Genomic DNA, 19,228 nt, shown 5'->3' with positions numbered 1-19,228 from the left:
TGTCCCAAACGCTCTCGGCAAGTGGAATCATGGAGCCATGAGTCCGCGAAAGATTGGCGTTACCGAGCTCGTGCTCCGCGACGCGCATCAGAGCCTGCTTGCCACCCGCATGGCCATGGAGGACATGGTCGATGCCTGTGCCGACATTGATGCGGCAGGCTTCTGGTCCGTTGAGTGCTGGGGTGGAGCTACCTTCGATTCCTGCATCCGATTCCTCAACGAAGACCCGTGGGAGCGTCTGCGCACCTTCCGCAAACTGCTGCCGAACTCCCGGCTGCAGATGCTGCTGCGTGGCCAGAACCTCCTGGGCTACCGTCACTACAACGATGAGGTCGTCGACAAGTTCGTCGAGAAGTCGGCCGAGAACGGCATGGACGTGTTCCGTGTCTTCGACGCACTGAACGACCCGCGTAACCTCGAGCACGCCATGTCTGCCGTCAAGAAGACCGGCAAGCATGCTCAGGGCACCATCTGCTACACCACCTCCCCGATTCACACCCCGGAGAGCTTCATCAAGCAGGCCGATCGCCTGATCGACATGGGTGCCGATTCGATCGCCTTCAAGGACATGGCGGCCCTCCTCAAGCCGCAGCCCGCCTTCGACATCATCAAGGGCATCAAGGAGAACCACCCCGACGTGCAGATCAACCTGCACTGCCATTCCACCACGGGTGTCACCCTGGTCACCCTGCAGAAGGCCATCGAGGCTGGGGTCGACGTCGTCGACACCGCCATCTCCTCGATGTCGCTCGGTCCGGGCCACAACCCGACCGAGTCCCTCGTCGAGATGCTCGAGGGCACCGAGTACACCACTGACCTCGACATGGATCGCCTCCTCAAGATCCGTGACCACTTCAAGAAGGTTCGTCCGAAGTACAAGAAGTTCGAGTCGAAGACGCTGGTCAACACCAACATCTTCCAGTCCCAGATCCCGGGCGGAATGCTCTCCAACATGGAGTCCCAGCTCGAGGCGCAGGGCGCTGGCGACCGCATGGACGAGGTCATGAAGGAGGTGCCGCGCGTCCGCAAGGATGCCGGTTACCCGCCGCTGGTCACCCCGTCCTCCCAGATCGTCGGAACCCAGGCCGTGTTCAACGTTCTCATGGGCAATGGCGAGTACAAGAACCTCACCGCCGAGTTCGCCGACCTGATGCTCGGCTACTACGGCAAGCCGATTGGTGAGCTCAACCCCGACATCGTCGAGATGGCCAAGAAGCAGACCGGCAAGGAGCCGATCGACTGCCGTCCCGCCGACCTGCTCGAGCCCGAGTGGGATGAGCTGGTTGAGCAGGCCAAGGGCCTCGAGGGCTTCGACGGCACCGACGAGGACGTTCTCACTAACGCCCTGTTCCCGGGAGTCGCCCCGAAGTTCCTCAAGGAGCGTCCGGAGGGCCCGAAGAGCGTCGCGATGACCGAGGCACAGCTGAAGGCCGAGAAGGAAGGCACCGGCGCTGCCGGCATCGCCGGACCGGTCAACTACAACGTGACGGTCGGTGGCAACAGCCACCAGGTGACCGTCGAGCCTGCGTGAGGATGATCGCCAACCATGGCTGAGAAGAAACCAATCAAGCTGGCCGACACCATGGCCGGCCGAATCGAGCAGCTTGCCGACGAGCGCCACAATGTGGAGCTCGGAGGCGGCGAGGCTCGACTCGAGAAGCAGCGTGATAAGGGCAAGCAAACTGCCCGCGAGCGCATCGACAACCTCGTCGACGCCTACTCCTTCGACGAGGTGGGTGCGTTCCGCAAGCACCGCACCACCCTCTTCGGCATGGACAAGGCCGAGGTTCCCGCCGACGGTGTCGTCACCGGTCGCGCGACCATTCACGGTCGCCCGGTGCACGTCGCCTCCCAGGACTTCACCGTCATGGGTGGTTCCGCTGGTGAGACCCAGTCGACCAAGGTCGTCGAGACGATGGAGCAGTCCCTGCTGACCGGCACCCCGTTCCTGTTCTTCTACGACTCGGGCGGTGCCCGAATCCAGGAGGGCATTGACTCGCTGTCCGGCTACGGCAAGATGTTCTACGCGAACGTCAAGCTGTCGGGCGTCGTGCCGCAGATCGCCATCATCGCTGGCCCCTGCGCCGGTGGCGCCTCCTACTCCCCGGCTCTCACCGACTTCATCATCATGACGAAGAAGGCCCACATGTTCATCACGGGCCCCGGAGTCATCAAGTCGGTCACTGGCGAGGAGGTCACCGCTGATGACCTGGGTGGTGCCGACGCGCACATGTCCACCTCGGGCAACATCCACTTCGTGGCCGAGGACGACGACGCCGCGGTGCTCATCGCGCAGAAGCTGCTGAGCTTCCTGCCGCAGAACAACACCGAGGACGCCCAGATCTCCAACCCCAACAACGACGTCTCCCCGCAGCCTGAGCTGCGCGACATCGTCCCGCTGGATGGAAAGAAGGGCTACGACGTCCGCGACGTCATTGCCAAGATCGTCGACTGGGGCGACTACCTGGAGGTCAAGGCTGGCTGGGCGACCAACATCGTCACCGCCTTCGCTCGTGTCAACGGTCGCACCGTCGGCATCGTGGCCAACCAGCCGAAGGTCATGTCGGGCTGCCTCGACATCAACGCCTCCGACAAGGCCGCCGAGTTCATCACCTTCTGCGACTCGTTCAACATCCCGTTGGTGCAGTTGGTTGACGTTCCTGGCTTCCTGCCCGGTGTCCAGCAGGAGTACGGCGGCATCATTCGCCACGGCGCGAAGATGCTCTACGCCTACTCCGAGGCCACCGTCCCGAAGATCACCGTGGTGCTGCGCAAGGCGTACGGCGGCTCCTACCTGGCCATGTGTAACCGTGACCTGGGTGCCGACGCCGTCTACGCCTGGCCGAGCGCGGAGATCGCGGTGATGGGTGCCGATGGCGCTGCCAACGTCATCTTCCGTCGCCAGATCAAGGAATCTGAGGATCCCGCGTCCACGCGTGCCGCCAAGATCGAGGAGTACCGCAACGCCTTCAACACGCCTTACGTGGCTGCCGCCCGTGGACAGGTTGATGATGTGATCGATCCCGCTGACACTCGTCGCAAGATCACCGCCGCACTGGAGATTTACGCCACCAAGCGTCAGTCCCGTCCGGCCAAGAAGCACGGCGTCATGCCGTGCTGAGTGAAGAAGGCTGATGGGAGGACAAGATGAGTGAGAATAATGAACTCGTCATCGAGACGCTGAACAAGCGACTCGCGGCGCTGGAGGCCGAGGTTTCCCGGCTGACGAAGACCAGCAAGGACGTTCCTGAGGACGTGCTCGCCGTTATTTCCGCCGCCGTGTCGGCTTACCTGGGCAACGACGGCAAGGTTCAGGCTGTCCGTTTTGCCCCGAGTGAGACCTGGGTCCGTCAGGGACGCAGGGCTCAGCAGAACCATTCGATTCGTTGACCTGGAGAAACTGACATGAAACTCAAGGTGACCGTCAATGGCGTCGCTTACGACGTTGACGTTGACGTTGACAAGACCCCTAATGCGCCGATGGCGCCGATCCTCTTCGGAGGCGGCTCCGGTGGCCCGATGAAGTCGTCCAGTGGCGGCGCTGGCAAGGCCGGCGAGGGCGAAGTTCCCGCTCCGCTCGCTGGCACTGTTGCCAAGATCCTCGTGGCCGAGGGTGATGCCGTCAAGGCTGGTCAGGTGCTCCTGACCCTCGAGGCCATGAAGATGGAGACCGAGATCAGCGCCCCGGCGGATGGAACCGTCAAGGGCATTCTGGTGGCTGTTGGTGACGCCGTCCAGGGTGGTCAGGGCCTGGTGGCTCTGGGCTGATCCCCGGCACGCAGACCGCAGTGGCGCCGCATCTTCGGGTGCGGCGCCACTGCCATGTGCCACGGGTGTCCTGCGACTGAGCTCGTGAGGCCGTTCGTCACCAGTCGCGTCGCCCGCAAGAACGATGGCTGCAGGCCGTGACGAGAAACGGCCCGCCCCCTGAAGAGGCGGGCCGGACGTGATTCAGATCACTTGAAGACGATGATCTTGCGTCCGGTCGGGGTGTGATCCCACAGCCACTTCAGACCCGACATGTTGCGGATGTTGATGCAGCCATGCGAGCTACCGTTCCAGCCGTCGCGGGCAAATCCCGACGAGTAGTGGATGGCTTGGCCCTTGTAGAAGAACATTGAGTATGGCATCGGGGATCCGTAGGAGGTCGAGAAGTGGTTCTTGTCCTTCCAGTAGATCGTGTTGACGCCTTCCTGGGTGGGCATGCTGGGACGACCGTAACGAGCGTCCAAGGTGATGAGGATGCGCCCGTTCTGCACCATCCACAGCTTGCGCTGGTTCTTCGAGGCGCAGATGACGGTTCCCGTCATGCAGCGACGGTCAAGACGAGCACCGGAGTTGTTGATCGGGAGACTCACCGGTGCCGAGACGGGTTTGGAAGACACCGCAGAGACCGGGATCCAGCTCTGCATGGAGTTGAAGACGACCGGCATCCAGCCGTTGTGGTTCGGACCGCGACGGACGACGCGGGTGCCCTGGTAGGCGGTGCCCATCGAGCGGAAGGAGTTCGAGGCGCCGGTTCGCATCGTCTGGTCCTTCTTCACCCAGAAGGTTTGCGGACGGGTGGAGGTGACGGTGTTGCCCGGCAGCCAGCCCTGCTTGCCCTGGTAGAAGACCGGGGCCCAGCCGTTGCGGTTGGGGCCGCGGCGAACCATGGCGGTCGTGGCATGGGTACGTCCCATGGAACGGAAGGAGGTCGAGGCGCCAGTGCGTAGCTCGGTCTCGACGTAGATCCACTGAGTCTGGGGATGCCAGGTTGTCACCGTGCTGGCAGGAACCCAACCCTGAGTGTTCCTGTACAGCACCGGGGCCCAGCCGTTGTAGTTCGGACCACGACGGATGAGGGCATGGGTGGAAGCCGTGCGTCCCATGGAGCGGAAGGAGCTGGAGGCACCGGTGCGAAGGTCGGAGGAGAGGTACACCCACATGGTCTGCGGGTAGGTCGTCGTCATGGTGTTGGTGGGAACCCATGCCTGGCTGCCCTCGTAGAGAACTGGGGCCCAGCCGTTGCGCTCGGGGCCACGGATGACGATCTTCTTTGCAGCCCGCGTCCGTCCCATGGAGCGGAAGCTGGACGATGCGCCGGTGCGCAGGTCGGTGGAGATGTAGGTCCACAGGGCTCGCGGCTGGTCGGTGGTGAGAGCGCTGGTGGGGATCCAGGCATTGGTGTCGCCGTGGCGGATTGGGGCCCAGCCGTTGCGCTCCTCGCCATGGATGACGACCCGGGTGGTCGCCGAGATCCTGCCCATGGAACGGAACTGCGTGCCGGCTCCGGTACGCAGATCGGTGGCGACGTAGATCCAGGCGGTTTCCTCGATCTTGGTCGGATTCGTGGCCGCGGAGTTCTTCGCCGAGGGAATCGACTCGGTGGAAACCTTGGGGGTGGCCGGAAGGCTCGGAGTATCCGGCTCAGTTGTCGCGGGGGCGGTCTCCGGGGCGGAGGAACCCTCCACAACGGCGGGGGTCGTCGCTGGGGCAGCGGGAGCCTCAGGAGCGTTGACGGTGGACGCAGGCCGCGAAGGGGAATCCGTGGTGGTTGGCGGGGTCGAGGGCTCCGCATTGGCAGTACCGACGATCCCGACGGGCAAGGACATGGCCAGAGTGGCTGCCAGGCCGGCAGCGCGAGCGGAGTGCATGGATCAAACACCTTTCGGGGATGTGGACGACAAGATGGTACGCCATTTCTGCAATGACTCCGACGTGGTTCCTGTGAGCTCCGGTGCAGTTGTGGCAGGATCATCGCCCTGGGATGGCGCCGCAGCATCCGAGTCAGCAGGAACCGTGGCGCCATTGACATGTGGCCAGGTGCTCGTCAACTGTTCTTCGCGCGGGTGCGGGTCTTGGCGCGCTCGTGGGCGTTCAGCTCCGTCTTTCGGATGCGGACGACGTCCGGGGTGACCTCGAGGCACTCGTCCTCACGGCAGAATTCGAGCTGCTGCTCCATGGAAAGCCTGGTGGCCGGGATGAGGCGTTCCAGCTCATCACCGGTCGAGGACCGTACGTTGGTGAGGTGCTTCTCCTTGGTGGGGTTGACGTCCATGTCGTCGGGGCGGGAGTTCTCGCCGACGACCATGCCCTCGTAGGTGTCGTCACCGGGGGCGACGAACATCGTGCCGCGCTCCTGCAGGTTGAACAGGGCATAGGAGGTGACGACCCCCTGACGGTCGGCCACCATCGAGCCGCTCTGACGGGTGCGCAACTCGCCCACCCAGGGCTGGTAGTCCTCGAAGACCTGGTTCATGATGCCCTGACCGCGGGTCTGGGTCAGAAACTCGGTGCGGAAGCCGATGAGACCGCGGGCCGGGACGACGAACTCCATGCGCACCCAGCCGGAGCCGTGGTTGACCATGTGCACCATCTGGCCCTTGCGCAGGCCCATCATCTGGGTGACGGCGCCCATGAACTCCTCGGGGGCGTCGATGGTGACGCGCTCGAAGGGCTCGTGCAGCTTGCCGTCGATGGCCTTGGTGACGACCTGGGGCTTGCCGACGGTGAGCTCGAATCCCTCACGACGCATCTGCTCGACGAGGATGGCCAGCTGCAACTCGCCGCGGCCCTGCACCTCCCACATGTCCGGTCGGTCGGTGTCGGCCACCTTGATGGAGACGTTGCCGATGAGTTCCTGGTCGAGGCGGGCCTTGAGGAGACGCGCGGTGAGCTTGTCACCGGACCGACCCGACAGCGGAGAGGTGTTGATACCGATCGTCATCGACATTGACGGCTCGTCAACGTGGATGAGGGGCAGCGGGTCCGGGTTGTCGGGGTCGGAGAGGGTCTCACCGATGGTGATGTCGGGGATGCCCGCGATGGCGACGATGTCGCCCGGGCCGGCCTTCTCGGCGGGGACGCGCTCAAGGGCCTCGGTCATGAGCAGCTCGGAGAGCTTGACGTTCTGGACCGAGCCGTCACGCTTGCACCAGGCCACCGTCTGTCCCTTGGAGATCTCACCGGATGCGACGCGGCACAGGGCCAGACGTCCGAGGTAGGGGGACGCGTCGAGATTGGTGACGTGGGCGCGCAGCACCCCGTCCTCCTCGTAGGTGGGAGCCGGGATGTTCTCGAGGATGCAGTCGAACAGAGGCTGCAGGTCGGGGGAGTCCGGCATCTCTCCGTCGGCGGGCTTGCTGAGGCAGGCACGTCCGGCCTTTGCGGAGGCGTAGACGACCGGGACGTCGAGCAGGGAGACATCGTCGTCGTCGGAAAGATCCATGAACAGGTCGTAGGTTTCCTCGACGACCTCGTCGATGCGGGCGTCGGGGCGATCGACCTTGTTGAGCACGAGGATGAGCGGAAGCTTCTTGGCCAGGGCCTTGCGCAGCACGAAGCGGGTCTGGGGGAGGGGGCCCTCGGAGGCGTCGACGAGGAGGATGACGCCGTCGACCATCTCGAGGCCACGCTCGACCTCGCCGCCGAAGTCAGCGTGTCCAGGGGTGTCGATGATGTTGAGGGTGATCTCCTCGCCGTCGCTCATGACGTGCTTGACGGCGGTGTTCTTGGCGAGAATGGTGATGCCCTTCTCGCGCTCGAGGTCCATCGAGTCCATGACGCGCTTCTCGACCTCGGCGCCCTCACGGAAGGCTCCCGACTGCCACAGCATCGCGTCGACCAACGTGGTCTTTCCGTGGTCAACGTGGGCCACGATGGCGATGTTGCGCAGATCCTTGCGTACGGGCATGCAGAACTCCGGTTCAGATCGAGGATGTGGACACCGCGACGAGGCCGCGGGACTTCGGCGGGCGAAAACGCACCACCGTGAAGTGTAGGTCAGTGCAGGGTTGAGCTACGAATGAGCGAATCAGCGCCGCATTTCGAAGCGCCGACGCAGTGGCTGGTGTGTTGACTTCTCGGCGGCAGTGTGATTGCCGTCGCACCACTGAGAAGGTGGCACCTGTGCCTTGACCTGGTCGATGTGTTGGCCACATCCGGCCCACGTCGTCTTGCCACAGACGTCACATCTGATGGGTCGGCACATGGTGGTGATCCTTTCATTTGGCTGGAACAAGTTTATGTCACATGCCCTTGCAGACGGCCCGAGCGAGCGCCTCGGCGCGTTTCGCCCTAGGCTTGGGAGTATGGCTGAGGAGCAGAACACCGATCCGACCACAGAGATCGAGGAACAGGACCACGGCGTCCACTTGCCGCCCGACCCGGCCATCCGCAAACTTGCCAAGCGGGGACGCGGTGAGTTCATGTCGGTCGTCAAGGAACATCCGTCCTCGACGTTGTGTTGGGCTCTGCTGGCTGAGGGGTCCCTGCTGTGCGGTACCGATGCTGCCGATGTCGCGGCCTATGCCTATGCACGTACCGGGCGTGATCTCGGCCTGGAGCAGCTGAGAGATGCGGGCTGGGACGGCGAGGGCGCTGTCGACTGGGGCTACCTCCCGAACCAGGGGGTGTTCCGCTGTCTCCATGCCCTCGCGATGGCGGCTGAGAGGCTGGGATTTGGTGACGAGTCCGATGACGCCGACACCTTGCTGCGCGAGTTGAGCGATGAGGCCTGGCGAGCGCTGCGTGGCGACGAGGTGCCCACCGATGGCGCTGTTGACGTCGAGGTCAGCGAGGATGAGTCCGACGGTGATCAGGAGAACGATCACCAGGAGTGACCTTTCGCCGTCAAGGTGAGCTCATGAGATTGACATTGTGATCTGCCGCATTCATCCTTGATGTAGGACATCCGATGTCCAATGTAACGCACGGGGCTATCCCGACCAATCAATGGAGATGGGCGTATGAGCAACGTCGAGGCCACGGCGGCCAAGAAGTCATGGCGTGATGAGCTGACCGGCACGCAGTGGAAGTCTTTCTGGGCAGCATGGATCGGATATCTGCTGGACGGATTCGACTTCGTCATGATCACTCTGGTCCTCACTGAAATTGGGCGCACCTTCAATGTCGGCGCGGCAGCGACGGCCACATTGGTTTCGGCTGCCTTCATCGCTCGGTGGTTCGGTGGTTTGCTGCTGGGAGCCATCGGTGACCGATTGGGTCGCAAGGAGGCCATGGTCATATCGATCCTGCTGTACGCGGGCGGATCGGTCGTCTGTGCCATCGCCCCGGCCTTCTGGGTCATCTTCGTCGCCCGTGTCTGTATCGGCATGGGCATGGCTGGCGAGTACGGATCCTCCGCCACGTATGTCATTGAGTCGTGGCCTGTCCGCCTGCGCAACAAGGCTTCAGGATTCCTCATCTCCGGGTTCTCGGTCGGTGCTGGTGTGACGGCTCAGGTGTATGCCCTGATCGAACACCTCACACGGGGCACATCAGCGGAGCCATACACCTGGCGAATCCTCTTCGCACTGGGAATCATTCCGATCGCGTTGGCGCTGTGGCTGCGGCGTGCTCTGCCGGAGGCCGCCGACTTCGCGAAGATGCGGGAGGAACAGGCTGCCCGAGCTGCGGCTGGTGAAGTCGTCGAGAAGACGGACATGTTCACGATGCTCTTCGCCCGTAACCTGAAGCGCAGCGTCATCAACATCGTGCTGGCTCTGGTCGCCTTCGGATGTCTCATCGTGATCTACCTGTTTAAGAGTGGAGTTCCGGGGTTTGTCCTGGCCCTCCTGTGGATCGTTGTTACAGCCGTCATGGTGAGCTTCATGGTGCAGTTCGAGGGGCCGCGGTGGCCGACCGGCGTCGCAGTGATGATCACGGTGTTCGTCGCCTTCCTCTACTCGTGGCCGCTGCAGGCCCTGCTGCCGACCTATTACCGTCAGACTCTGGGGCTGGGCAGTGACACTGCGTCGAACCTCGTGACCGCAACCTCTTTCGGCGCCGCTGCTGGCTGCATCATGGCGGGGTTCATCGGTGACAAGTTCGGTACCCGGAAGGCCTACTGGACGTCTTTGCTCATCTCGGAGTTCCTTGTGCTGCCGGTCTTCCTCATCAGCCGTGACATGGTGCACTCCTCGACGGTGTGGGTCGTCCTGCTGGGTGTCTTTATCTTCGTCCAGCAGATGTTCGGACAGGGCATCTCCGGGTTGCTGCCGAAGTTCATCTCCAACTACTTCCCGGTTGAGAAGCGCGCCGCTGGTCTGGGCTTCTCGTACAACGTGGGTGCCCTCGGCGGTGCCATTGCCCCGGTTCTCGGCATCGCGCTGGCGGGTGATCCGGCGACTGGCATCGGTGGCGCTCTGCCGTCCAGCTGGGGTCTGGGATGGACGCTGTTCATCCTGTCCTTCGCCTTCACCGCAGTGATCATCATCCTGATTGCCGTCAACTTCCCGTACCAGATGCAGAAGTTGTTCCGCCCTGATCATGTCCGTTCCGCTGACCGGATGGATCACGTGGACGAGGAGTTCGCCGCATCCAACAACCCCGATGCCGTCGTGGCATCCTGATATGGAGTCATGCCATGAGCATTCCAACGATCGTGGGCGCGTACGCTGCGATGCCGCGTACCATGACCAATCGCGAAGATTTTTACCGGGAGCTCGGCGAGACCGGCTGGGTCGACGGGATCGAGATCCCGTATCGTGATGGCGTCGACGCCGATCCGCGCTGGCTGGCAGACCAGCTGCGCGGCCGGTTCACCCAGTGCGTCGTCACGGCTATTCCCGGGACGATGGGGCACTTGGCCAACGATCCTCACTTCGGGCTCGCCTCATCCGATGAGGAGGGTCGTCAGCGAGCAATGACGTGGATCGCTGGTTTGGTCGACGATGTGCGTTCCCTCCACGAGATGGTCGGCCACCCGGTTGTCCGCTTCGTCGAGCTCCATTCGGCACCCAGCAACCACGCCGAGCCAACCGCACTCAAGGCTTCCCTGGCGGAGCTTTCCAGCCTCTTCGCCGATGCCGAGCTCACTCCCGTCATTGAGCACTGCGATGCTTCGGGCGGAGTTGGCCCGGGGGAGAAGGAATTCCTCAGCCTCGATGACGAGATCGCAGCCGTGTCTGGCAGTGACGTCCATGTGACGATCAACTGGGGACGCAGCGTGGTTGAGTCCCATGATCCAGATCTGCCGGCCCGTCAGGCTGCCCGCCTTGCCGATGCCGACCTGCTCGGTGGAGCGATGGTTTCCGGCGCTGGACCGGAAGCCACCCAGTACGGCCCGGTCTGGGGAGACGCGCATCTTCCTCTCCGAGACGACGAGCCGACCAGCCTGTTGACGACTGATCTCATCGACTCCTTCATGACCGCCGCCCGAGGGGTGCAGTCCTACCAGGGCATCAAGGTCCAGACCCCTGCCGACGCCACCGTCGAGCAGCGACTGGCCATGATCACCTCCATCCATGACGCCATGGCGTCGGCATGACACTCACCACAACAATTTCGAACACCATGAAGGACATCACCATGACCACGAAGTTCCACGGAGTCATTCCCCCCGTCGTCACCCCGCTGACGACCGACGGTGACCTCGACGTCGCCTCCTACGAGAGGCTCATCAATCGCCTCATCGAGCAGGGGGTTGACGGCCTGTTCGTCCTCGGCTCCACCTCCGAGGTCGCCTTCTTCGACGACGAGATGCGCGGACGGGTCCTGGGAGAGGCCAAACGGATCATCGACGGACGGGTACCCCTGCTCGCCGGGGTCATCGACACCGAGACCCTGCGCGTCATTCGTCACATTCGTCAGGCCGAGGAGATCGGGGTCGACGCCGTCGTCGCCACCGCGCCGTTCTACGCGATCACCGGCCCGACCGAGATCGAGAATCACTTCCGCGCCCTGCACGAGGCCACCGAACTGCCGCTCTTCGTCTACGACATCCCGGTGTGCGTGCACGTCAAGGTGCCCGTCGACCTCATGATCAAACTGGGTCGTGAAGGTGTCATCGCTGGATGCAAGGACTCCTCCGCCGACGATGTCTCCTTCCGCCGTCTGGCCCTGGCCAACCGCGTCGCAGGTTCTCCGCTGGCCCTGTTCACCGGCCACGAGGTCGTCGTCGACGGAGCTTTCATGTCCGGTGCCGACGGTGTCGTCCCGGGTTTGGCGAACGTCGACGCGACCAACTACGTGAAGATGTACAAGGCCTATCGTGAGGGCGACTGGGAGACGGTCCGAACCGAGCAGGACAAGGCCACCGAGCTCATGGAGATCGCGTTCGTCCCGCAGGGAGTCGTCGGTCCGGCTGCTGGTGTGGGAGCCTTCAAGACGGCCATGCAGCTGTTGGGAACGATCGAGACCAACACCATGTGCGTGCCGCTGCCTACCCTCATGGGTGAGAATGTCGAGAGGGTCGCGGAAGTGCTGCGTCGAGTCGGCCAGCTGGCGTGATCATGGCCAGGACAAGTATCAATCCGAGGAGGACTCGATCATGAGCGCATTCACCGACAGGACCATTGCGTCGATGGCGGGAGGCCTCGTCGTCTCGTGCCAGGCCTACCCAGGAGAACCCCTCCGGCACCCGGAGACCATGGCGCAGATGGCCGCTGCTGTCGAGTTCGGGGGAGCGGTCGCTGTGCGAGCCCAGGGGCTCTCCGACGTCGCCGCAGTCAAGGGGCGCGTCAGCGTCCCGGTGGTCGGCATCTGGAAGGAGGGCGACGAGGGCATCTACATCACCCCGACCCTTCGTCACGCGCGCTGCGTGGCCGCTGCCGGTGCCGACATCGTCGCCCTCGACGGCACCCGGCGGGAGCGCGCCGACGGCCTGAGCCTCGCCCAGACCATTGCAGGTCTCAAGGACGAGTACGACGTCGTCGTCATGGCTGACTGTGGATCGGTTGACGACGGTTTCGCGGCGGCCGAGGCGGGGGCCGACCTCATCGGCACGACGCTGTGTGGCTACACCGGTGAACGTCCCAAGACGGATGGTCCTGATTACGAGGTCATCGAGACTCTCGTCAAGGAGCTTGACGGCAGTCGCCCATTGATTGCCGAGGGACGCATTCATACCCCTGAGCAGGCGCGTCGCGCGATGGATGTGGGTGCCCACGCCGTCGTGGTGGGAACCGCGATCACCCACCCGACCTCGATCACGGGATGGTTCCGCGACGCTCTGAAGTAGTGGGCCATCACAGGGGGCTTGCCAGTAGGCAGGCCCCCTCGTCACGCGCCAGACAAGGCGGTGCGTGGGTGTTACCGCTGGGTGGTCGCTCCGGCAAGCCGCTCCCGGATGGCATCGAAGTGATGCCACATGGCGTCACGGCTGACCTCAGGATCGTTGCCGACGACGCAATCCGCGATGCGGTCGTGAGCGTCACGATTGGCCTTGACAGCGTTGGTTGGCGGCAGTCGCAGATCGGCAAGGTTGAGGGAGTCCCAGAACACGTCAATGAGCTCGCGAGCCAGCTGATTGTCCACACCGGCGTAGAGCATCCGGTGGAATTGGCGATCTGCCGACGCGGAGTCCCTGGGGTCGTCCATGCGTGCTGCCAGAGCGTGCAGTTCACGACCGGTCGCTGCGCTGATGGAGCCGGTCACCTCGGCTGCCAACGAACACTCCAGCAATGCGCGGACCTCCACCATCTCTCGCAACCCCGTGAGGTCCCTGTTCCCGGCGGTGTCGGCGCTGACCTGCTTGACGCCGCGATACACGAGCCCCGGACGAATCGTCGACGCGGAGGCTGTCGACAGGTAGGTGCCCAAGCCACGTCGGACCTCGAGGATTCCCAGCGCCCGCAATTCCCGCACCGCCTCACGAACAGTGCCGCGCGCCATACCGAACTGAGTCGCCAAATCCTGCTCGATCGGAATGGGATCTCCGGGGGTCAGGTCCGAGGAGAGAATCCACTCAAACATCCGCTGCGCCGCAGGGTTGAGGTTATCGGCCAGGTGGACGACATCCTTCGGGTCTGACATGCCGCTAATCATGTCATGACCTGCATGATCTTGGCGCCGGATAATCCCCTCTGGTCGACGCGGGCTCGCAAAAGGCGAAAGAATGGGGACACAGCGACGTCAAGGGCGTCGCCAGAGTCAGGAGCGCGACATGAGTGAGCACGTTGTTTTCCGCGACATGCGGCCTGAAGACGTCAAGGTGATCACCTTCGGGGAACCAGGGTCGCTGATCGATCGCATTGATCGTCCCGACGTCGTCGCCCGGGTCGCCCTCTACGAGGACCGCATCGTCGGGTACGCGGTTTCCTGGCTCGCAGTGGTGCATCGTACCCGTCGTTTCATTGATGTGGAGATCCATCCTGATTCCCGTGGGCGTCGTATCGGCACCCGCCTGGTGCGCCAGATTCAGCAGCGGGTGAAGCGGCCCCTGGCCACCAAGGCCATTGTCGGCTCGGACGCCGAGAATTTCATCCTTTCCCTGGGCGGTGAGGTCTACGCTTCCTGTCCGCCATTCGAGTTGCCGCGTCGTCACTTCGGCCGGGCCATTGAATCCCTCGCAGAGGTCAGTGTCGGCCCGGGCGGTGCCATCTCGGGCGCAACCCTGGCCCCTGGTGTGCTCGAGACGCTCTGGGAACAGATCTACGTGTGGATGCACGAGTCATGGTCGCCGGTTGATGACAGCGAGGCCGCTCATGAGGCGCTGCGGCAGGAGCTCGAGGACCTCGACGCGGGAGCCACCCGGGTCGCTCTCATCGACGGTCAGCCGGCAGCCGTCGCCTTCGTCTTCGTCGACGAGAACCCGACGGTCGTGGCAGAGACCGTGCAGGCCGACACGCCTGAAGGCGATGCTGCCGTCGCCTCGGCGATGTCGTCGGTCATCAGCTGGGCCGAGGACGCTGGTTACAAGCGCGTCAACTTTGATGGACACCGTGGTGATCCGCACTTCGGCCCGCTGGCGTCGCGTCTGCCTCTTGAGGGGGCAAGCCTCGATCTGTTGGAGATCCCGGTTCTGCCGGATGACGGCGACGATGCCGGCGAGGGGGCCATTGGTGAGGGCGGTGCGACCGTCGCCTGATCGACCGTGACGTATTGACGACGAAGGACCACGTGGAGCGGAGGAAACCCCTTCGCTCTCCGGTCTGACGCCGTTGATGTCGTAGCGACCACGTAAAGTGTGCCTGGTTGCAGAGCGGCATGTGCCCCTGCAACCGGAGGCAACCCGCACACCGGTGCGAGGAAATGGAGGAACAGATGCCTGGAATCGTCGTCATGGGTACCCAGTGGGGTGACGAGGGCAAGGGCAAGGCCACCGACCAGATGTCCGAGCGCGTTGACTACTGCGTGCGGTACTCGGGAGGCAACAACGCTGGACACACCGTCGTCGTCGGTGCCGAGAAGTTCTTCATGCACCTGCTGCCGTCCGGTGTCCTCAACCCGAATTCCACGGCGGTCCTCGGTAACGGTGTCGTCCTCAACCTTGACGTGCTGGCTGATGAGATCGACACGCTGCGCAGCCGTGGTGTGGACATCCCTCACCCGCTCATCAGCGCCAACGCGCACCTCATCACCCCGTACCACCAGACCCTTGACAAGGTGACCGAGCGTTTCCTCGGAAAACGTCGTATCGGTACCACGGGACGTGGCATCGGGCCGGCCTACTCCGACAAGATCAACCGCATGGGCATCCGTGTCCAGGATCTGTTCGACGAGTCGATCCTGCGCCAGAAGGTGGAGGGCTCCCTGGATCAGAAGAACCAGATCTTGGTGAAGATCTACAACCGGCGCTCCATCGACCCGGAGCGCGTTGCGGACGGGCTGCTGGCTCATGCCGAGCGCATCCGTCCTTATGTCGTTGACGTCGCGCGCGTGCTCAACAAGGGTCTCGACGAGGGCAAAGTCGTGCTTTTCGAGGGAGCCCAGGCCCACCATCTCGACGTCGACTTCGGCACCTACCCGTACGTCACTTCGTCCAACCCCATCGCTGCAGGCGCCTGCACCGGTTCGGGAGTCGGGCCGACGCGCATCGATCGCATCGTCGGCATCGCCAAGGCCTACACCACCCGCGTTGGTGAGGGGCCGTTCCCGACCGAGCTGTTTGACGAGGACGGCGAGCGCCTGCGCAGTGAGGGCGGCGAATACGGCGTGACGACGAAGCGTCCGCGTCGCTGTGGTTGGTTCGACGCCCCGCTGGTGCAGCAGGCTGTCATGATCAACTCGGTGACGGACCTGTTCCTCACCAAGCTTGACGTGCTGTCCGGCTGGGATCGCATCCCGGTCTGTGTGGCCTACGAGGTCGAGGGCGAGCGCACCGACGTCATGCCCGTCACCCAGTCCGACCTGCATCACGCAAAGCCGGTCTACGAGTTCATGGATGGCTGGAACGAGGACATCTCGAAGGCCCGTTCTTTCGAGGATCTGCCGCGCAACTGCCAGGCCTACGTGCGTCGTCTCGAGGAGCTCGTCGGTACGCGGATCTCCGGTATCGGTGTTGGTGCCGGTCGTGACCAGTCCATCATGCTCAACGACCTCATCGACTGAGAGCTGACGATGCGGTGTTCCACTCCGGTGCCGGGGAGGAACAAGGCCGATCGGGAAACGGTCGGAACCACCCTCTACTCTTGAGGTCGTGTCCAGCATGACTGTTCTCGTCCTCGGATCTGGTGGTCGCGAGCATGCCCTCGCTCTGGCATGCCACCGAGACCCACAGGTTGCTGCCGTCCATGTCGCCCCCGGTAATCCCGGAACGGCATCCCTCGCCACGAACCATCCCATCGACCCGTGCGACAAGGACGCCGTCGTCGCCCTTGCCCGCGAGGTTGCGGCCGACCTTGTCGTCGTCGGCCCGGAGGCCCCGCTGGTCGCGGGGGTGGCAGACGCCCTGCGCGACGCAGGGATCGATTGTTTCGGTCCGAGTGCCGAGGCTGCTCGGCTGGAAGGCTCGAAGGCCTTCGCCAAGGAGGTCATGGCTTCTGCCGGTGTTCCCACCGCCGCATCTCGATCCTGCGGTGACCTCGATTCGGTGGGGGCAGCCCTCGACGAATTAGGGGCTCCCCACGTCGTCAAGGATGACGGGCTCGCAGGTGGCAAGGGAGTTGTCGTCACCGAGGACCGTGACGAGGCCCTGGCCCATGCCGAGCAGTGCCTCAATTCTGGCCACCAGGTGGTCATCGAGGAGTACCTCGACGGCCCCGAGGTGAGCCTTTTCGCGATCTGTGACGGCGAGCGTGCTCTCCCCATGCAGCCGGCCCAGGACTTCAAGCGGGTCGGTGATGGCGGGGTCGGCCCCAACACTGGCGGAATGGGCGCGTACACGCCGTTGCCATGGGTGCCTGACAACCTTGTCGAGACAGTGTCGAACACGGTAATCTCCCCGACACTGTCAGCCATGCGAGATCGCGGCACCCCGTTCATCGGTCTGCTGTACGTGGGCCTGGCCTTGACCTCTGACGGTCCGAAGGTCGTCGAGTTCAACGTTCGCTTCGGCGACCCGGAAACCGAGCCACTGCTCAGCATGGTGGAGTCCCCGTTGGCGCAGATCATGCAGGCCGCCGCCCGCGGAGACGTGTCCGGAACAGATGGCCTGCGGTTCCGCCGCGGAGCTGCCGTCGGCGTCGTCATGGCGAGCGAGGGGTATCCTGCATCTCCGGTGAAGGGACGCCGAGTTGTCGCTCCGGTCGATGACGAGGACGTCCTGCACGCCGGAACTCGTATCGAGGGGGATGGGCTGGTCACCAGCGGTGGCCGCGTCCTCGTGGTGCTTGGCCATGGTGAGACCCTTGCCGGGGCCCGTACCGATGCCTACAGCAGGGTTGACCAGCTCGAGGTGAGTGGCGGGTTCCACCGCACTGACATTGCCCTTCACGCAGCTGAGCTCGAGGCCGTCGACGAGATGGCCGATGAACTCGCGCCCCAATCCGAGAACAATCCCAGTAACCCGACCGACGGGGAGAATTCATGAGCGTTCCCAACATCCTTGCCACCCGTTACGCCTCTTCGGCGATGCGCTCCATCTGGACGCCGGAGAACAAGATCCGTGCCGAGCGCAGGCTATGGCTGGCCGTCCTCGAGGCCCAGGCGGACCTCGGCGTCAGCTTCGGGGGCGACGATCCCGAGCAGGTGTTGGCCGACTACCAGGCTGTTCTCGACAACGTCGATCTGGACTCTATCGCCGAGCGTGAGGCCGTCACGCGACACGACGTCAAGGCTCGGATCGAGGAGTTCAACGCCCTGGCCGGTCATGAGCACATCCACAAGGGCATGACGAGCCGCGACCTCACCGAGAACATCGAGCAGATGCAGGTGCTGGAGTCGCTGAAGCTGGTGCGCGACAAGATGGTCGCCACCCTGAACCAGCTGTCCCGACTGGCTGCCCAGTACTCGGATCAGCCGATCGCTGGTCGGTCACACAACGTTGCCGCCCAGGTGACGACCTTGGGCAAGAGGTTCGCGACCACCATCGACGAGATGTTGGTGGCGTGGGAGCACGTTAACGAGCTCATCGAGCGGTATCCGGCTCGCGGAATCAAGGGGCCGATGGGAACTTCCCAGGACATGCTCGACCTGCTCGGTGGGGATGACTCCAAGCTTGACGATCTCGAGCATCGGGTCGCCGATCACCTCGGCTTCAACCAGGTGCTGACCTCGACCGGCCAGATCTACCCGAGATCCCTGGACTTCGAGGTCATCTCGACGCTGGTGCAGGTGTTGTCGGGGCCGTCGAACCTGGCGACGTCAATCCGCCTGATGGCCGGCAACGAGCTCGTCACCGAGGGGTTCAAGCCTGGCCAGGTTGGGTCCTCGGCGATGCCGCACAAGATGAATGCCCGCTCCTGCGAGCGCGTCAACGGTTTCCTCGTCGTCCTGCGCGGGTACCTCACCATGGTTACCGGTCTGGCCGGTGTGCAGTGGAACGAGGGCGATGTCTCCTGCTCCGTGGTGCGTCGCGTCGCTCTGTCGGATTCCTTCTACGCCATTGACGGGGCCTTCGAGACCTTCCTGACGATCCTCGGCGACTTCGGCGCCTTCCCGGCCGTCATCGAGGCCGAGTTGGAGCGTTACCTGCCCTTCCTGACGACGACGAAGATCCTGATGGCTTGCGTCCGCGCTGGCGTCGGTCGCGAGGACGCTCACGAGGCCATCAAGGAGCACGCCGTGGCCGTCGCCTTGGAGATGCGTGAGACCGGCAGGACCGAGAACGATCTCTTCGCCCGTCTGGCTGCCGACCCGCGGATCCCGCTGACCAAGGAGCAGTTGCGCGGTCTGGTCTCATCGCCGCTGGATCTCACTGGTGGGGCTCAGGACCAGGTCGAGGCGCTGTGCGCCAAGGTCGAGGACATCGTCCGGGAGTACCCGGAGGCTGCAAGCTACCTGCCTGGTCTGGTGCTGTGACGCGGTGATCTGAATATTGCGGGAGGGCCGGCTCGCTGAGCCGACCCTCCCTTTCATATCTGCGCCAGTTGTGGCCTCACCTATGCCATAAGATCGGGCGCAGTTGACGAGTGGCAGTGGGGGG

At 63.8% G+C, this 19,228-nt stretch carries 17 protein-coding genes and 1 pseudogene; 13 read left to right on the top strand and 5 right to left on the bottom strand.

Going from position 1 to position 19,228, the window contains the following annotated elements; all coding sequences use genetic code 11:
- Positions 1 to 37 precede the first annotated feature (37 nt).
- From ACP8LP_RS10185 to ACP8LP_RS10170, 4 genes are read left to right on the top strand one after another with little or no spacing between them, the layout of a single operon-like run.
- On the top strand, positions 38 to 1,531 hold the full coding sequence (locus ACP8LP_RS10185) for a methylmalonyl-CoA carboxytransferase subunit 5S (protein WP_063279340.1): 1,494 nt from the start codon (positions 38 to 40) through the stop codon (positions 1,529 to 1,531).
- A gap of 15 nt (positions 1,532 to 1,546) precedes the next feature.
- Positions 1,547 to 3,121, top strand: coding sequence for an acyl-CoA carboxylase subunit beta (locus ACP8LP_RS10180; RefSeq protein ID WP_252923450.1), 1,575 nt, complete (start codon positions 1,547 to 1,549; stop codon positions 3,119 to 3,121).
- 26 nt (positions 3,122 to 3,147) lie between these two features.
- On the top strand, positions 3,148 to 3,390 hold the full coding sequence (locus ACP8LP_RS10175; protein WP_252923449.1) for a hypothetical protein: 243 nt from the start codon (positions 3,148 to 3,150) through the stop codon (positions 3,388 to 3,390).
- A 15-nt stretch (positions 3,391 to 3,405) separates the two neighbouring features.
- Positions 3,406 to 3,768, top strand: a complete 363-nt coding sequence (locus ACP8LP_RS10170) for a biotin/lipoyl-containing protein (protein ID WP_484483138.1) — start codon at positions 3,406 to 3,408, stop codon at positions 3,766 to 3,768.
- A gap of 188 nt (positions 3,769 to 3,956) precedes the next feature.
- Here the strand turns inward: ACP8LP_RS10170 and ACP8LP_RS10165 are convergent, their stop codons facing one another.
- From ACP8LP_RS10165 to ACP8LP_RS10150, 4 genes and pseudogenes are all read right to left on the bottom strand, one after another.
- Positions 3,957 to 4,310, bottom strand: coding sequence for a L,D-transpeptidase (locus ACP8LP_RS10165; RefSeq protein ID WP_036976266.1), 354 nt, complete (start codon positions 4,308 to 4,310; stop codon positions 3,957 to 3,959).
- Between the two features lie 888 nt (positions 4,311 to 5,198).
- A pseudogene (locus tag ACP8LP_RS10160) lies at positions 5,199 to 5,249 on the bottom strand (hypothetical protein); the annotation flags it as partial.
- 563 nt (positions 5,250 to 5,812) lie between these two features.
- On the bottom strand, positions 5,813 to 7,675 hold the full coding sequence (gene typA / locus ACP8LP_RS10155; protein ID WP_484483137.1) for a translational GTPase TypA: 1,863 nt from the start codon (positions 7,673 to 7,675) through the stop codon (positions 5,813 to 5,815).
- Between the two features lie 120 nt (positions 7,676 to 7,795).
- Positions 7,796 to 7,972, bottom strand: coding sequence for a DUF8730 family Cys-rich protein (locus ACP8LP_RS10150; RefSeq protein WP_016666200.1), 177 nt, complete (start codon positions 7,970 to 7,972; stop codon positions 7,796 to 7,798).
- Positions 7,973 to 8,072: 100 nt separating this feature from the next.
- Here ACP8LP_RS10150 and ACP8LP_RS10145 point away from each other — a divergent pair, with 100 nt between their 5' ends.
- The 5 genes from ACP8LP_RS10145 to ACP8LP_RS10125 all read left to right on the top strand — a co-directional run bounded on the left by ACP8LP_RS10145 (position 8,073) and on the right by ACP8LP_RS10125 (position 12,943).
- Positions 8,073 to 8,603, top strand: a complete 531-nt coding sequence (locus ACP8LP_RS10145; RefSeq protein WP_016666199.1) for a DUF3151 family protein — start codon at positions 8,073 to 8,075, stop codon at positions 8,601 to 8,603.
- Between the two features lie 126 nt (positions 8,604 to 8,729).
- Positions 8,730 to 10,334 carry an MFS transporter gene (locus ACP8LP_RS10140; protein WP_016666198.1) on the top strand — a complete coding sequence of 535 codons (1,605 nt, stop codon included), beginning with the start codon at positions 8,730 to 8,732 and terminating at the stop codon, positions 10,332 to 10,334.
- 14 nt (positions 10,335 to 10,348) lie between these two features.
- Entirely contained in the window at positions 10,349 to 11,251 is a 903-nt protein-coding gene (locus ACP8LP_RS10135; RefSeq protein ID WP_334353301.1) for a DUF4862 family protein, read from the top strand.
- Positions 11,248 to 12,213 carry a dihydrodipicolinate synthase family protein gene (locus ACP8LP_RS10130; protein WP_334353300.1) on the top strand — a complete coding sequence of 322 codons (966 nt, stop codon included), beginning with the start codon at positions 11,248 to 11,250 and terminating at the stop codon, positions 12,211 to 12,213. The genes ACP8LP_RS10135 and ACP8LP_RS10130 overlap by 4 nt, the downstream gene beginning before the upstream one ends.
- 40 nt (positions 12,214 to 12,253) lie before the next feature.
- Positions 12,254 to 12,943 carry an N-acetylmannosamine-6-phosphate 2-epimerase gene (locus ACP8LP_RS10125; protein WP_484483136.1) on the top strand — a complete coding sequence of 230 codons (690 nt, stop codon included), beginning with the start codon at positions 12,254 to 12,256 and terminating at the stop codon, positions 12,941 to 12,943.
- Positions 12,944 to 13,014: 71 nt separating this feature from the next.
- On the opposite strand, the gene ACP8LP_RS10120 is transcribed toward ACP8LP_RS10125, so the two are convergent.
- Positions 13,015 to 13,749: a FadR/GntR family transcriptional regulator gene (locus ACP8LP_RS10120; RefSeq protein ID WP_334353297.1), complete on the bottom strand. Its 735-nt coding sequence runs from the start codon at positions 13,747 to 13,749 to the stop codon at positions 13,015 to 13,017.
- A 70-nt stretch (positions 13,750 to 13,819) separates the two neighbouring features.
- Here ACP8LP_RS10120 and ACP8LP_RS10115 point away from each other — a divergent pair, with 70 nt between their 5' ends.
- The 4 genes from ACP8LP_RS10115 (at position 13,820) to purB (ending at position 19,104) form a co-directional block, all read left to right on the top strand.
- The gene (locus ACP8LP_RS10115) at positions 13,820 to 14,791 is read left to right on the top strand and encodes a GNAT family N-acetyltransferase (protein WP_171048624.1); all 972 of its coding nucleotides are present in this window, start codon (positions 13,820 to 13,822) and stop codon (positions 14,789 to 14,791) included.
- A 164-nt stretch (positions 14,792 to 14,955) separates the two neighbouring features.
- Positions 14,956 to 16,254, top strand: coding sequence for an adenylosuccinate synthase (locus ACP8LP_RS10110; RefSeq protein WP_051128949.1), 1,299 nt, complete (start codon positions 14,956 to 14,958; stop codon positions 16,252 to 16,254).
- A gap of 97 nt (positions 16,255 to 16,351) precedes the next feature.
- Positions 16,352 to 17,674 carry a phosphoribosylamine--glycine ligase gene (purD, locus tag ACP8LP_RS10105; RefSeq protein WP_016666191.1) on the top strand — a complete coding sequence of 441 codons (1,323 nt, stop codon included), beginning with the start codon at positions 16,352 to 16,354 and terminating at the stop codon, positions 17,672 to 17,674.
- Entirely contained in the window at positions 17,671 to 19,104 is a 1,434-nt protein-coding gene (gene purB / locus ACP8LP_RS10100) for an adenylosuccinate lyase (RefSeq protein WP_016666190.1), read from the top strand. The genes purD and purB overlap by 4 nt, the downstream gene beginning before the upstream one ends.
- Positions 19,105 to 19,228: the final 124 nt, after the last annotated feature.

The organism is Cutibacterium sp. LaCa_89, assembly GCF_058177555.1.
Note: the sequence above shows the minus strand (reverse complement) of the source record. Positions and strands in the feature narration are given on the sequence as shown.

Excerpts from the sequence above, each read along its gene's own strand:
- ACP8LP_RS10150 (WP_016666200.1), bottom strand. The coding sequence starts at position 7,972 with ATGTGCCGACCCATCAGATGTGACGTCTGTGGCAAGACGACGTGGGCC.
- ACP8LP_RS10120 (WP_334353297.1), bottom strand. The coding sequence starts at position 13,749 with ATGATTAGCGGCATGTCAGACCCGAAGGATGTCGTCCACCTGGCCGAT.
- ACP8LP_RS10140 (WP_016666198.1), top strand. The coding sequence starts at position 8,730 with ATGAGCAACGTCGAGGCCACGGCGGCCAAGAAGTCATGGCGTGATGAG.
- purB (WP_016666190.1), top strand. The coding sequence starts at position 17,671 with ATGAGCGTTCCCAACATCCTTGCCACCCGTTACGCCTCTTCGGCGATG.
- ACP8LP_RS10175 (WP_252923449.1), top strand. The coding sequence starts at position 3,148 with ATGAGTGAGAATAATGAACTCGTCATCGAGACGCTGAACAAGCGACTC.
- ACP8LP_RS10145 (WP_016666199.1), top strand. The coding sequence starts at position 8,073 with ATGGCTGAGGAGCAGAACACCGATCCGACCACAGAGATCGAGGAACAG.
- ACP8LP_RS10115 (WP_171048624.1), top strand. The coding sequence starts at position 13,820 with ATGGGGACACAGCGACGTCAAGGGCGTCGCCAGAGTCAGGAGCGCGAC.
- typA (WP_484483137.1), bottom strand. The coding sequence starts at position 7,675 with ATGCCCGTACGCAAGGATCTGCGCAACATCGCCATCGTGGCCCACGTT.
- ACP8LP_RS10110 (WP_051128949.1), top strand. The coding sequence starts at position 14,956 with ATGGAGGAACAGATGCCTGGAATCGTCGTCATGGGTACCCAGTGGGGT.
- ACP8LP_RS10180 (WP_252923450.1), top strand. The coding sequence starts at position 1,547 with ATGGCTGAGAAGAAACCAATCAAGCTGGCCGACACCATGGCCGGCCGA.
- purD (WP_016666191.1), top strand. The coding sequence starts at position 16,352 with ATGACTGTTCTCGTCCTCGGATCTGGTGGTCGCGAGCATGCCCTCGCT.
- ACP8LP_RS10135 (WP_334353301.1), top strand. The coding sequence starts at position 10,349 with ATGAGCATTCCAACGATCGTGGGCGCGTACGCTGCGATGCCGCGTACC.
- ACP8LP_RS10125 (WP_484483136.1), top strand. The coding sequence starts at position 12,254 with ATGAGCGCATTCACCGACAGGACCATTGCGTCGATGGCGGGAGGCCTC.
- ACP8LP_RS10130 (WP_334353300.1), top strand. The coding sequence starts at position 11,248 with ATGACACTCACCACAACAATTTCGAACACCATGAAGGACATCACCATG.
- ACP8LP_RS10185 (WP_063279340.1), top strand. The coding sequence starts at position 38 with ATGAGTCCGCGAAAGATTGGCGTTACCGAGCTCGTGCTCCGCGACGCG.
- ACP8LP_RS10170 (WP_484483138.1), top strand. The coding sequence starts at position 3,406 with ATGAAACTCAAGGTGACCGTCAATGGCGTCGCTTACGACGTTGACGTT.
- ACP8LP_RS10165 (WP_036976266.1), bottom strand. The coding sequence starts at position 4,310 with ATGACGGGAACCGTCATCTGCGCCTCGAAGAACCAGCGCAAGCTGTGG.